Annotated in this window: 9 protein-coding genes and 1 pseudogene; 6 read left to right on the forward strand and 4 right to left on the reverse strand. The window is 73.0% G+C overall.

Annotation, left to right across the window (positions count from 1 at the left end):
• Positions 1–531: 531 nt before the first annotated feature.
• Together ACGFWJ_RS10745 and ACGFWJ_RS10750 are read left to right on the forward strand one after the other, a co-directional pair.
• Positions 532–1,107: a TerD family protein gene (locus ACGFWJ_RS10745; RefSeq protein ID WP_392947481.1), complete on the forward strand. Its 576-nt coding sequence runs from the start codon at positions 532–534 to the stop codon at positions 1,105–1,107.
• A 48-nt stretch (positions 1,108–1,155) separates the two neighbouring features.
• On the forward strand, positions 1,156–2,244 hold the full coding sequence (locus ACGFWJ_RS10750; RefSeq protein ID WP_387643224.1) for a DUF475 domain-containing protein: 1,089 nt from the start codon (positions 1,156–1,158) through the stop codon (positions 2,242–2,244).
• 109 nt (positions 2,245–2,353) lie between these two features.
• Here the strand turns inward: ACGFWJ_RS10750 and ACGFWJ_RS10755 are convergent, their stop codons facing one another.
• On the reverse strand, positions 2,354–3,460 hold the full coding sequence (locus ACGFWJ_RS10755; protein ID WP_392947484.1) for a DUF2637 domain-containing protein: 1,107 nt from the start codon (positions 3,458–3,460) through the stop codon (positions 2,354–2,356).
• A gap of 233 nt (positions 3,461–3,693) precedes the next feature.
• Between ACGFWJ_RS10755 and ACGFWJ_RS10760 the strand changes: the two genes are divergently transcribed.
• On the forward strand, positions 3,694–4,434 hold the full coding sequence (locus ACGFWJ_RS10760; RefSeq protein ID WP_387643227.1) for a Tellurium resistance: 741 nt from the start codon (positions 3,694–3,696) through the stop codon (positions 4,432–4,434).
• An 84-nt stretch (positions 4,435–4,518) separates the two neighbouring features.
• On the opposite strand, the gene ACGFWJ_RS10765 is transcribed toward ACGFWJ_RS10760, so the two are convergent.
• The gene (locus ACGFWJ_RS10765; protein ID WP_392947487.1) at positions 4,519–5,634 is read right to left on the reverse strand and encodes a TerD family protein; all 1,116 of its coding nucleotides are present in this window, start codon (positions 5,632–5,634) and stop codon (positions 4,519–4,521) included.
• 277 nt (positions 5,635–5,911) lie between these two features.
• On the opposite strand from ACGFWJ_RS10765, the gene ACGFWJ_RS10770 reads away from it, so the two are divergent.
• From ACGFWJ_RS10770 to ACGFWJ_RS10780, 3 genes and pseudogenes are all read left to right on the forward strand, one after another.
• Positions 5,912–7,084, forward strand: coding sequence for an HpcH/HpaI aldolase/citrate lyase family protein (locus ACGFWJ_RS10770; protein WP_392947489.1), 1,173 nt, complete (start codon positions 5,912–5,914; stop codon positions 7,082–7,084).
• Positions 7,085–7,387: 303 nt separating this feature from the next.
• A pseudogene (locus ACGFWJ_RS10775) lies at positions 7,388–9,922 on the forward strand (phosphoribosyltransferase).
• A gap of 30 nt (positions 9,923–9,952) precedes the next feature.
• Positions 9,953–10,795 (forward strand): HAD family hydrolase, encoded by an 843-nt coding sequence (locus tag ACGFWJ_RS10780; protein ID WP_392947492.1) that lies wholly within the window; start codon positions 9,953–9,955, stop codon positions 10,793–10,795.
• Positions 10,796–10,872: 77 nt separating this feature from the next.
• Here the strand turns inward: ACGFWJ_RS10780 and ACGFWJ_RS10785 are convergent, their stop codons facing one another.
• Both ACGFWJ_RS10785 and ACGFWJ_RS10790 read right to left on the reverse strand, forming a co-directional pair.
• A complete protein-coding gene (locus ACGFWJ_RS10785) occupies positions 10,873–11,091 on the reverse strand; it encodes a zinc ribbon domain-containing protein (RefSeq protein ID WP_387643234.1) in 219 nt (72 codons plus the stop codon).
• Between the two features lie 96 nt (positions 11,092–11,187).
• Positions 11,188–12,447 (reverse strand): hypothetical protein, encoded by a 1,260-nt coding sequence (locus tag ACGFWJ_RS10790; RefSeq protein ID WP_392947495.1) that lies wholly within the window; start codon positions 12,445–12,447, stop codon positions 11,188–11,190.
• Positions 12,448–12,593 lie beyond the last annotated feature (146 nt).

The raw sequence follows: 12,593 nt of genomic DNA on the forward strand, positions 1-12,593 counted from the left end.
CGGGCCGGGTGGACCCGTCCCTCCCTCCTTGCCCGCCGCCGGGCAGGAGGGACCCATCGCCGACGCCGAGGCGCGCCAACAGCCGGTAGGGGCCTACGGATTCGGGGTCGGTGCGGTCGAGCGGTTCGAGCGGCATCGTTGCGATGCTCCCGCTGTCCGTCCTGGTGCGTCCGTGCCCGCGCGACGGTTCGTCCGGCGGTCCCGGCAGCGTACCGGGCGGGTTCCGGCCGGTCCCGGTCGGAGCGGAACCGGGGCGGGGGCTTGATAGATTCGGCCGCGATCCGCCCCCGGCCGGGGTGCGCGCGGGCGATTTCGGGCCCGCGGGGCGCGGCGGCCGGGCCGGGCGGAGAGAGCGGAGTTCAGGAAGTTCAGTCGGGTGTGCAGCACTGTACGGCCGTCGAGGGGCGTAGATCTCTTGGTGTGCGTCCTTCGGGCGCGCCCCGTCGGACCGGCCCTCCCGGGCGGCTTCGACGGCAGACCGCCGCTGTACACCCCGGGAGCCCCGGAGACGGGAGCTGGGAGGAAAGTCCGATGACCGTCACCCTTGCCAAGGGCGGAAACGTCTCGCTGACCAAGGCCGCGCCGAACCTGACGCAGGTTCGGATCGGCCTCGGCTGGGACGCCCGGTCCACCACCGGCGCGCCGTTCGACCTGGACGCCAGTGCACTGCTGTGCTCCGGCGGCCGGGTCCTCGGCGACGAGTACTTCGTGTTCTACAACAACCTGCGCAGCCCCGAGGGCTCGGTCGAGCACCAGGGCGACAACCTCACCGGCGACGGTGACGGCGACGACGAGGTGGTCGACGTCCACCTCGACCTGGTGCCGGTGCAGATCGACAAGGTCGTCTTCGCGGTGTCCATCTACGACGCCGACGCCCGGCTGCAGAGCTTCGGCCAGGTCTCCAACGCCTACATCCGTGTGGCCAACGTGGGCGACGGCAGCGAGATCGCCCGCTACGACCTCTCCGAGGACGCGTCCGGCGAGACCGCGATGATCTTCGGCGAGCTGTACCGCTACCAGGGCGAGTGGAAGTTCCGTGCCGTCGGCCAGGGCTACGCCTCCGGCCTGCGCGGCATCGCGCTCGATTTTGGCGTCAACGTTCAGTAAGCAGCCCGGAATCGGTCAATTCCGGTAGCCAGAAAGGTAACTGACCCCGTGTTCCTCCGTACGTTCGGATGGTCCTTCGCCATCACGATCGCCGGCCTGATTGCCGCCGGCCTGATCTGGGGGGCCGAAGGATTCGGCGTCGTCCTGATCCTCTCGATCCTCGAGATCTCCCTGTCCTTCGACAACGCCGTCGTCAACGCCACCGTTCTCAAGCGGATGAACGCCTTCTGGCAGAAGATCTTCCTGACGGTCGGTGTGCTGATCGCGGTCTTCGGCATGCGGCTGGTCTTCCCGCTGCTGGTGGTGGCCCTGACCGCGCACCTCAACCCGGCGACCGTGGTGCAGCTGGCGCTCGACTCCAGCAAGACCCACGACGGGCACACCTATGCGCAGTACCTGGAGATGGCCAACCCGGCGATCGCCGCGTTCGGTGGCATCTTCCTGCTGATGATCTTCCTCGACTTCATCCTGGAGGAGAAGGAGTTCAACTGGCTGCGCTGGATCGAGAAGCCGCTGGAGAAGATCGGCAAGCTGGAAGCCCTCTCCTCGGTCATCGCGCTGGTGCTGCTCGCCGTGTCGGCCCGGCTGTTCGCCGGTGACCGCGCCGAAACGGTCCTGCTGGCCGGTGTCTGCGGTCTGGCCACCTACCTCGCCGTCAACGGCCTCTCCGGGGTCTTCGAGGCCGGCCTGGAGGAGCAGGAGGAGGCCGAGCACGAGGCCGAGCGCAAGGGCAAGTCGATCGTCCAGGTCGGCGGCAAGGCCGCGTTCTTCCTCTTCCTCTACCTGGAGGTGCTGGACGCGTCCTTCTCCTTCGACGGCGTGGTCGGCGCGTTCGCCATCTCGCAGGACATCTTCCAGATCACCCTGGGCCTCGGCATCGGCGCGATGTACATCCGTTCGCTGACCGTCTACCTGGTCCGCAAGGGCACCCTGGACGACTACGTGTACCTGGAGCACGGCGCGCACTACGCGATCGGCGCGCTGGCGCTGATCCTGCTCGCCTCGATCAAGTACCACATCCCGGAGCTCGTCACCGGCCTGGTCGGCGTCGCCTTCATCGGCGCGGCACTGGCCAGCTCGATGGTCCGTAACAAGCGGGAACAGGCGCTGGAGGGCGCCTCGCCGGCCGAGAGCTAGCCGGCGCACCGCACGCAGAGAGCCGCCCACCGGGAAACTTCCCGGTGGGCGGCTCTCGTTTGTGGCGGGTCCCGGTCGCGCTGCGGGGTTCAGACCGAGCTGCCGGGCCTCAGCCGAGCTGCTGCTCGATCGCCCGGAGCTTGCGCTCCAGCGAGTCCAGCTTCGGCATCGACAGGGTGTCCTCGTCCATCGTCAGGTCGATGCTCGACGAGTACGAGCTGCTGGACGAGTACGAGCCGCTGCCGGTGGTGGGCGACTCGACGGCGGCGCGGGGGCGACGGCCGGCGTTCAGGGCGGCGGGTTCCAGGGCGGAGGCGCCGACCCGGTCGAGAGCGGATTCCTCGGCGGCTAGGGCAGGCTCCGTAGCGGACGACGGGGAGTCGCCCGCGGCGGCCAGGGCGGGCACCTGCCGGCCGTGCCGGGAGCGGCCCAGCATCCCGTTCTGGCGGGAGATCGCCTTCAGCTCGGCCCGCTCGCGGCGGTCGGCGCTGCGCGCACGGATCTTGGCGTCCATCTTGGCCTGGCGCTCCTCGCGCACCTCCTCGACGGCCTCGTCCAGGCTGCGGACGTTCTCCAGCAGCATCAGCGACCAGGCGGCGTAGGTCTCGCGCGGGGCGCGCAGCCAGCGGACCACGCGGATCTGCGGCAGCGGACGCGGGACCAGGCCCTGCTCGCGCAGCGCCGCCCGGCGGGTCTGCTTCAGCGCCCGGTCGAACAGTACGGCCGCCGAGATCGACATGCCGGCGAAGAACTGCGGCGCACCGTCGTGCGAGCCGCCGCGCGGGGCGTGCACCCAGTTGAACCAGGCCGAGGCGATCGCGAACAGCCACACCAGCATGCGGGAGCCGAGCGCCGCGTCACCGTGGCTGGCCTCGCGCACCGCGAGCACCGAACAGAACATCGCCGCGCCGTCCAGGCCGAACGGAACCAGGTACTCCCAGCCGCCGGACAGGTTCAGGTTCTGCTGGCCGAAACCGACCAGACCGTGGAAGGACAGCGCGGCAGCGACACCGGCACAGCAGAACAGCAGGACGTACGAGGCGCCGCCGTAGATGGCCTCCTTGCGGCGGCGGCGCTCCTCGCTGCGCTCCCAGGAGTCGTCGGACCCCTCGGCCTTGTTGTTCTTGAAGCGCAGGAAGGCCACCAGGATGGCGGTGAACAGCAGGGCTGCGCCGCCGACCACGGCCCAGACCAGCTGTATGGAGGAGAGGTTCATCGCGGGGAGGGCCTCGGCTTTCCGCAGGGCAGGGGAAGTTGGAGGTGACGTGGCGCACGGGACAACGCACGGGACACCTGTGCGGAGAGACGATATCGCGTCCTGGGGGCGGGCATCGTACGGGAGTGACGAACCCTCTGCCAGCGGTCCGTACCAGCGGGTTGACGTTGACTCAGGACCCCGTGGGTGGGTATTGGAGAGCTAGGACAGAACCGGCGCTGGGGGAGGACACGATGGTCTCGGTGTGGGAGTTCCTGAAAGGGGACCGCAACAGCTTCGACACCGGAGGGCAGTTCAAGGTCACACTGACCAAGTCGCAGCCACAACACGCGATCACGGGCTCGGCGGCCACCACCGGTTACCTGTACATCAACCTGCACTGGTCGACCCGCAGCGCTGACCGGCCCACCGCGGGCAACGCGTTGCGCCGGTTCTTCGACCCGCGGATCCTGCGCCCGCTGGCGCCCACCGCCGGCGGCTCCGCCCCGCTGAACGTCGACCTCGACCTGGCCTGCCTGTACGAACTCGCCGACGGCACCCGGGGCGTGGTGCAGCCGCTCGGCCGGCTCTTCGGCGACCTGAACCGGCCGCCGTACATCAAACTCTCCGGTGACGACGTGTCAGGCGCCTCGTCCGGCGAGACCATGCACATCAACCTGGAGAAGAAGGACCAGTTCAAGCGGCTGCTGGTGTTCGTCTACATCTACGACGACACCCCCGCGTTCGACCGCACCCAGGCGGTGGTCACCATCGTTCCGCAGAGCGGCCCGCGGATCGAGATCAAGCTGGACGAGCGGGCCGCGGCGGCCCGCTCGTGCGCGGTGGTGCTGATCGAGAACGACGGCGAGGGCAAGCTGACGATCCGCCGCGAGGTGAAGTACGTGCACGGCTTCCAGTCGGACCTGGACCGGCTGTACGGCTTCGGCATGCAGTGGGAGCGGGGGTACAAGACCCCCGACCGGCCCGGGAGTTGACGCTTCGGCGCCGTGACGTTGCGGCGCTTTGGCGCTCTGGTGCTTGGCGTTGCGGTGCTTTGGCGCTTTGGTGCGCCGGTGCGGTCAGCGCGGTTGGAACTGCGGGCCCTGCGGCGGCAGTGCGAACGGCGCGCCCGGCTGCGGGGGTGCCGGGGGCTGCTGGGCGGGCTGCTGCGGTACGGGTGCGGGCTGCTGCTGCACCGGCTGCTGGTGGGTGGGCGGCGCGGGCGGCTGCTGCGGGTAGCCGTAGCCGCCCGCCTGCGGTTGCGGGTGGCCGTAGCCGGGGGCGGCCGGGTGGGGGTAGCCGTAGCCGCCCGCCTGCGGCTGGGGCTGAGCCGGCGGGTAGCCGTAGCCCTGCTGCTGCGGCTGCGGGTAGCCGTACCCGGCGGCCTGCGGGACGGGGGGCTGCGCGGCGTGGTGGACGGTCGGCGGCAGCGCCGGCGGCGGCGGGGCGACGATCGGGGCGGGCTGCGCGGCGACCGGCGCCGGGGCGGGGGCCTGGGCCTGGGTGGGCAGGGCCGGGGCGATCGTCCAGTCGTCCTCGTCCACCGGGAGCGGGGCGGGCGCGGACACCGGCGGCTCGGTGGCGGCCGCGGGTGCGGTGGCCGGGTCGGGCAGGCGGGGGTCGGCGGACAGCGGGGTGCCGCCGTCGCCCGTGGAGTCCTCGACGGTGATGCCGAAGTCGGTGGCCAGCGCGATCAGCCCGTTCAGGTACCCCTGGCCGACTGCGCGGAACTTCCAGCTGCCGGAGCGGCGGTACAGCTCGGCGGCGACCAGCGCCGTCACCTGCTCGTACTCGTCGACGGCGAACTCGGCCAGCGCGGGCGTCCCTTCGGGCAGGCCGGCGTCGAACAGCAGCACCCGCAGGCCCGGCACGGCGGGGAACGCCCCGCCCTCGGCGGAACCGGCCAGCACCACCCGGTCCACCCCGGCGGGCAGCTTCGCGAGGTCGATCTCCACCGCGTCCCAGATCCAGCCGTCCGCGGCCTGCTTGGGCAGGTGGCGGACCAGACCGGACGGGTGCCGGGGCTGGTTGTAGAACACGAAGTCCAGGTCGTCGCGGACCCTGCCGTCCTCGGCCAGCAGCAGGGCCGAGGCGTCCACGTCCGGGATGCCCGGGGTGTCCGTCCAACGCAGGACGGCACGGACGGCGTTGGCCGTCAGCGGGATGTTGGCGCCCTTCGCCATCACGTGCGTCATAACGCACCATCCTGCCGCCTGCCCGGGGCCTGGGACAACGCGGGCGCGGCATCGGCGAGTCCGGGCGGTGGCGGCCGGCCGGTGGGGCTCGGGCTTTCGAACTGCTTCCCCGGTGTTGCCCGGTCGTACGATGGGCGGCCGGCGGCCCGGTGCTCCCGACCCCACCGCGGCGACCGCCGCCGCGGTGAACTATCCGGCCACGCCAACCGTCCATGAGTCGAGGCGTCAGCCGTACGCGGCCCCGAGCGGGCCCCACAGATCAGAGCGGGAGAGCACTTTGCGCCACTTCGGGCATCTCGCGGACGACGTCCGCAACCGGCTCTTTCACGAGCAGCCCGTCGCCTTCGACCGGGACAGCGGGGCGGACGTCCTGGCCACCGCGCTCGGCGCCACGCTCTACAGCCCCGCCACCCGTCCCACCCTGGCCCGCGACATCCGGCGGCAGGCCGCCCGCGGCGTGATCTCCATGGTGCTGTGCCTGGAGGACGCGATAGCCGACCACGAGGTGGACGACGCCGAGCACAACCTGGTCGCCCAACTCACCGGGCTTGCCCTTGATGACGCCGCCTCGCAGCTGCCGCTGCTGTTCGTCCGGGTCCGCGCTCCCGAGCAGATCACCGACCTGTCCCGGCGGCTCGGGCCCGCGCTGCGGCTGCTCAGCGGCTTCGTGGTGCCCAAGTTCACCGAGGACAGCGGGCGGCCCTTCCTGGAGGCGCTGGCCCGCGCCGAAGAGACCGGCGGGCAGCGGCTGTTCGTGATGCCGGTGCTGGAGTCGCCCGAACTCGCCCACCTGGAGAGCCGCCACGAGCAGCTGTTCGGCATCGCCCGGCTGCTCGACAAGCACCGCGACCGGGTCCTCGCGGTCCGGCTCGGCGTCACCGACCTGTGCTCCGCGTACGGGCTGCGCCGCTCGCCCGACCTGACCGCCTACGACGTGGCGCTGGTCGCCCAGGTGATCGGCGACGTGGTCAACGTGCTCGGCCGCGCCGACGGCACCGGGTTCACCGTCACCGGTCCGGTCTGGGAGTACTTCCCGCTCCAGGAACGGATGTTCAAGCCGCAGCTGCGCCGCACCCCGTTCGCCGAGGTCACCCCGCCCGCCGACCAGGTCCGGCAGCGGCTGATCGAGCACGACCTGGACGGGCTGATCCGGGAGATCGAACTCGACCGGGCCAACGGCCTGTTGGGCAAGACCTGCATCCACCCCAGCCATGTCGCTGCCGTGCACGCGCTGTCCGTGGTCACCCACGAGGAACTGTGCGACGCCAGCGACATCCTGCAGCAGCACCGGGGCGGCGGCGGGGTGAGCCGCTCCGCGTACACCAACAAGATGAACGAGGCCAAGCCGCACCGGGCCTGGGCCGAGCGGGTGCTGCTGCGCGCCGGGGTGTTCGGCGTCGCGCGGGCCGACGTGTCGTTCGCCGAACTGCTCTCGGCCTGTGTGTCCTGAGTCCTGCGCGTCCTGAGTCCTGCGCGTCCCGGGCCCTGCTTCCTGCGCCCTGCCTCCTTCGTCCTGCTTCCTGCGCCCGTTCCTGGGTCGGTTTCTGATCCGGTGTCAGCCGATCGGACGATGCCGGTGTCCACCGGACGGTCATCCGATTCGCGCCGATCGGTGTGCGGAGGTTGGCCGGTCGGCCGATCCGCGGGCGGTTGCGCTGCCCGTACGCTCGAACCCGGACGTGCAGCCGTGCGTCCTTCCAGGCACCAGCAGCACCACCCGCACCACCCGTCGTCGTGATGAGAGGAGCCCCCGATGACCGTAGACACCACCACCCCCGGGCCGGTCGGGGCCGACCCCTGGACCGGCCAGTGGGTCACCGACCGGCTGGGCCTGCGCCTGACCGGCGGGCCGGAACTCACCGCGCTGATCGGCCTCGCGCTGCGCCGCAACCCCAAGCGCGCGCACCTGCTGGTCTCCCAGGTGCTGGGCAAGCACGTCCCGCAGCGGCCCGAGGTGGTGCACGGCGCCGGGCTCGAACTCGGCCGCCGGGTGGCCGCGTTGCTCGGCCCCGCGGAGGCGGCGCGGGCCGTCGTGCTCGGCTACGCGGAGACCGCCACCGCCCTCGGCCACAGCGTTGCCGACGGCCTCGACGCGCCCTACCTGCACTCCACCCGCCGCCCGGTGCCCGGCCTCGTCCCGCTCGGCGGCTTCGAGGAGGAGCACTCGCACGCCACCAGCCACCTGCTGCTGCCCGAGGATCCGGGGCTGCTCGCCGGGGACGGGCCGCTGGTGCTGGTCGACGACGAGTTCTCCACCGGCACCACGGTGCTGAACACCATCCGCGCCCTGCACGCCGCGCACCCCCGTGAGCGGTACGTGGTGGTCGCCCTGGTCGACCTGCGCACCCCCGCCGACCGCGCCCGCCTGGAGGTCGCCGCCGCCGAACTCGGCGCCCGGCTCGACCTGGTGGCCACCGCCGGCGGCGGCGTCCAGCTGCCGGAGGGCGTCCTGGACCGCGCCCGGGAACTCATCGATGCCGCCCCCGAGCAGCCACAACCAGCTGAGCCCGCAGGCGAGTTGACGCAGCTCCGGCTGCCCTGGCCGGACGGCCTGCCGGACGGCGGCCGGCACGGCTTCACCCCCGCCCACCGCCGCCGACTGGACGACGCGCTCCCCGCGCTCGGCGCCGCCCTCGCCGCTGCCGTCGGCCCCCGGCCCCGCCGGGTCCTGGTGCTCGGCTGCGAAGAGCTGATGTACGCCCCGCTGCGGCTCGCCGACGCCCTGCAACACCAACTCCCGGACGCCGAGGTGCGGTTCTCCACCACCACCCGCTCCCCGGTGTTCGCCCACGACCACCCCGGCTACGCGATCCGCACCCGGCTCGCCTTCACCGCCCACGACGATCCGGCCGGCGACGACGCCACCGAGCGCTACGCCTACAACGTCGCCCCGGGCAGCGACCCGGCCCGTCGCTTCGACACCGTCGTCCTGGTCGTCGACGACCCCGCCGACACCCCCGCCCTGCACCACGGCCCCGACGCCCTGCTGCCCCGCCTGCGCACCGCCACCGACCACGTGGTGCTCGCCGTTCTCCCGTCGTACCGCCCAGCGCCACCCGCCTGACGCCCCGCCGACCACCCGCTGCCAGAGCATCACCCCTGCGCACCCCACCGAAGGCCCGGCATGACCGCACACACCGCCCCCTCCCCGCCCGCCGCCCGCCCACTGCACGGACCGGCCTTCTCCAGCTACCCGGCCACCGACGTCACCTGGCTGCTCAAGGACCTCTCCGACGTCCACCTCGAAGCACCCGTCGAGGAACGCGAGGAGGCCGTGCAGTCCGGCGGCGCCCACTACGCCGAGTCGCTGCCGGTCGAGTACCAGCCCAGTCCCGAGTACCAGCAGCTGTTCCACACCGCGCTGGCCGCCTCCGCGACCAGGCTGGCCACCGCCGTCGGCGCCGTCGCCGAAACCCTGCTGCGCGAACGCGGACCGCACCTGGTGCTCGCCTCGCTGGCCCGGGCCGGCACCCCCGTCGGCATCCTGATCCGCCGCTGGCTCGCCCACGCCCACGGCCTCGACGTGCCGCACTACACCGTCTCCATCGTCCGCGGCCGCGGCATCGACCAGGTCGCGCTGAAGCACCTCGCCGCCCACCACCGCGCCGCCGACGTGGTCTTCGTCGACGGCTGGACGGGCAAGGGCGCCATCACCCGCGAACTCGACCAGGCACTGGCCGGCACCGGCTTCGACCCCGGCCTCGCCGTCCTCGCCGACCCCGGCAGCTGCGTGCGCACCTACGGCACCCGCGACGACTTCCTGATCCCCTCCGCCTGCCTCAACTCCACCGTCTCCGGCCTGGTCTCCCGCACCGTGTTGCGCGCCGACCTGACCGGTCCCGGCGAGTTCCACGGCGCCAAGTACTACCGGCACCTGGCCGAGGCCGACGTCTCCGCCCGGTTCGTCGACACCGTCGCCGCCGAGTTCCCGGCCGTCGCCGACGCCGTCGCCGCCGAAACCGCCCGCCTCGCCACCGCCGACCGCACCCCCACCTGGGAGGGCTGGGCCGCCGTCGAACGAATAAGCGCCGAGTACGGCATCGACAGCGTCAACCTGGTCAAGCCCGGCGTCGGCGAGACCACCCGGGTGCTGCTGCGCCGCGTCCCCTGGCGGATCCTCGCCCGCCGCGGCACCGGCGCCGACCTCGACCACGTCCGGCTGCTCGCCGCCCAACGCGGCGTCCCCGTCGAGGAGATCGACCACCTGCCGTACAGCTGCGTCGGTCTCATCCACCCGCGCTACACCCGTGGCGCCACCGGCGCGGACGGCACCGCCGTCCACACCTGACCCTGCCCCCGACCGAAGGAGACCCCGCCCGTGCCGCAGTTCCTGGTCGCCAGCGACCTCGACCGCACCCTCGTCTACTCCAACCGCGCGCTCGCTCTGGACGTGCCCGACCGGCTCGCCCCGCGACTGCTCTCGGTGGAGGTGCACGACGGCAAGGCGCTCTCCTTCATGACCGAGACGGCCGCCGAACTGCTCGCCGAACTCGCCGAGCAGACCCCCGTCGTCCCGATCACCACCCGCACCCGCACCCAGTACGAGCGGATCAACCTCCCCGGCCCCACCCCCGGCTGGATCCCCCCGTACGCGGTCTGTGCCAACGGCGGCCACCTACTGGTCGACGGCGTGCCCGACCCCGACTGGCAGCACGAGATCCGCACCCGGCTGGACGCCGCCAGCGCCCCGCTGCCCGAGGTCGTCGAACACCTCGCCATCGCCGCCGACCCCGAGTGGACGCACAAGCGGCGGGTCGCCGACGACCTGTTCGCCTACCTGGTGGTCGAACGCGCCGAACTCCCCGCCGGCTGGATCGACGAACTCACCGCCTGGTGCGCCGACCGCGGCTGGACGGTCTCCCTCCAGGGCCGCAAGGTCTACGCGGTGCCCGCACCGCTCTCCAAGAGCGCCGCACTGGCCGAGGTCCGCCGCCGCACCGGCGCGCGGACCGTCCTCGCCGCCGGAGACTCAGTGCTCGACGCGGACCTGCTGCTCACCGCCGACCACGGCTGGCGACCCGGCCACGGCGAACTCGCCGAGACCGGGTGGAGCGCCGAGGGCGTCACCGCGCTCACCGAGATCGGCGTCGCGGCGGGCGAGGAGATCATCCGGCAGATGCTGGCCCGGGTCCGCGCGGGGGAGGTTGCGGTCGTGAGCTGACCCGTGGCCCGTGGCCGGTGGGCCGTGACGCGTGACCGGTGGCCCGTGACGCGTGGCCCGTGGCCGGTGGGTGTCGGTCAGCCGCAGCAGCCGCCCCCGCAGCAGCCGCCGCCCCCGCCGCTCGGGGCCGGGGCGGCAGCGCCGGACGCGCCGCCGGTCACGGCGACGGTCGACAGCAGCTTCACGGTGTCGGGGTGGCCCTCCGGGCAGACGGCCGGATCGTTGGCCTGGGCCATCGGGCGGCTGAGTTCGAACGTGGCGCCGCAGGAGCGGCAGCGGAAGTCGTAGCGAGGCATGGGCAGCAGGGTACCGAGGGGTGACCGGGCCGGTGCCCGGTCGGTCCGCCCAGTAGCCGGTCGGGGACGGCGGGGCGCCCAGCCGGTGTCGGCCGTTCAGTGGCCGCGGATCATCGAGACCACCTCGGCCGCCGTCTCCCGCACCGCCGCCAGTTCGGTCAGGAACTGCCAGTAGTCGGGGTGCCGGCCGGCCTGCTCCAGCGAGGCGACCGCACGGTCCAGGCGGCCCACCGCCGCGTCCAGCGGGCCGGCGTGCCGCGGGTCCGGCGCCTGCCGGCCGGCCATCGCCAACCGCTGGGCGTCGCGCAGCGCGAACCGGGCCCGCTCGATCTCGCGCTGCGGATCGTGCTGCACCTCGTTCAGCTGCCGCAGCCGCTCGTTGACGGCCGTCACCGACCCCTCGGCGGTGTCCAGCAGCGCCCGCACGGTGCCGATCGCCGTCGTGGCGTCCGCCCACCGCTGCTCGCCCCGGGCCCGCACCGCGTCCGTCAGCCGCGACCTGGCCGTCCGCACCGCGTCCGCGGTCTGCGCCGACACGTGCTGCAGGTCCTGCCAGCAGGCCGCCGAGAACCGCCGCCGCAACTCGCTCAGCGCGGGCTCCACCGTGCCGGCCCGGTTCTCCAGCGCGTCGATCCTGGTCCGCAGGGTGCCCACCCGGCGGTCGATCTCGCCGGCCCGCTCAGGCAGCTTCGCCGCCTCCGCCCGGACCTCCTCCGCCCGCCGCACCACGTCCTCCGCACGCTGCAGCGTGGCCGGCACACCGTGCTGCGAGACGCCCTGGTTCAGCCTGGTCAGCTCCGGCGCGAGCTCGGCCAGCCGCGCCGCCAGGTCGTCCGCCCGCAACCCCGCGCCCCGCGCCTGATCCAACGCGACACTCGCCGCCAGCAACGCCTGCCGGGCCCGCTCCACCGCCGGCGTCACCCGGATCAGCTGCGCCTCGGCATGCTCCACCAGCGGCTGCAACCGGCTGACGAAAGTACCCAGTTCCGCACGCTTGGAGTCCAGCTCGCGCTTGGCCTGCTCCAACTGCTGCTTGGCCCGGAACGCCGCCGACGGGTCCAGCTCGGCCGCCTCCAGATCGACCGCGTCCAGCGCCCCCAGATACGCCACCGTCACCTGGTCGATCCGGGCCACCAGCTCGGCGTACTCCCGCTCCACCCGGCGCGCGGTCGACGGCTCACCCGCCGACTTCACCGTCTCCACCGCGAGCAGCGCGTCCCGCTGCGCCGAATCCAGCTCGTAGAACGACTCCTGCGCCGCCTCCCGGGCCGCCCTGGCATCCGCGCGCGCGCCGTCCCGCCGGCCGCCGCCCCACCAGCCGCCCCGCCCCCCGCCACCGCCGCCGGCCACCCTCACCACGTGCTCCCTGCTCCGTCCCGTCCCACCACTCCACTCGCCATTCTTCCCGATCACCCACCCCGCACGGCACCCCCCGACGACACCCCCTCTCCCCAGGGGGCGGCGAACCACTCCCGGGACCAGGTAGTCTGTCCACTCGTCGT

The sequence above is a fragment of the Kitasatospora sp. NPDC048407 genome (genome assembly GCF_043200475.1).
In the GTDB taxonomy this organism is placed as follows: domain Bacteria; phylum Actinomycetota; class Actinomycetes; order Streptomycetales; family Streptomycetaceae; genus Kitasatospora.

What these genes read in the sequence shown, in the direction of transcription:
- ACGFWJ_RS10745 (WP_392947481.1), top strand. Translation starts at nt 532, where the DNA reads ATGACCGTCACCCTTGCCAAGGGCGGAAACGTCTCGCTGACCAAGGCC.
- ACGFWJ_RS10755 (WP_392947484.1), bottom strand. Translation starts at nt 3,460, where the DNA reads ATGAACCTCTCCTCCATACAGCTGGTCTGGGCCGTGGTCGGCGGCGCA.
- ACGFWJ_RS10760 (WP_387643227.1), top strand. Translation starts at nt 3,694, where the DNA reads ATGGTCTCGGTGTGGGAGTTCCTGAAAGGGGACCGCAACAGCTTCGAC.
- ACGFWJ_RS10765 (WP_392947487.1), bottom strand. Translation starts at nt 5,634, where the DNA reads ATGACGCACGTGATGGCGAAGGGCGCCAACATCCCGCTGACGGCCAAC.
- ACGFWJ_RS10785 (WP_387643234.1), bottom strand. Translation starts at nt 11,091, where the DNA reads ATGCCTCGCTACGACTTCCGCTGCCGCTCCTGCGGCGCCACGTTCGAA.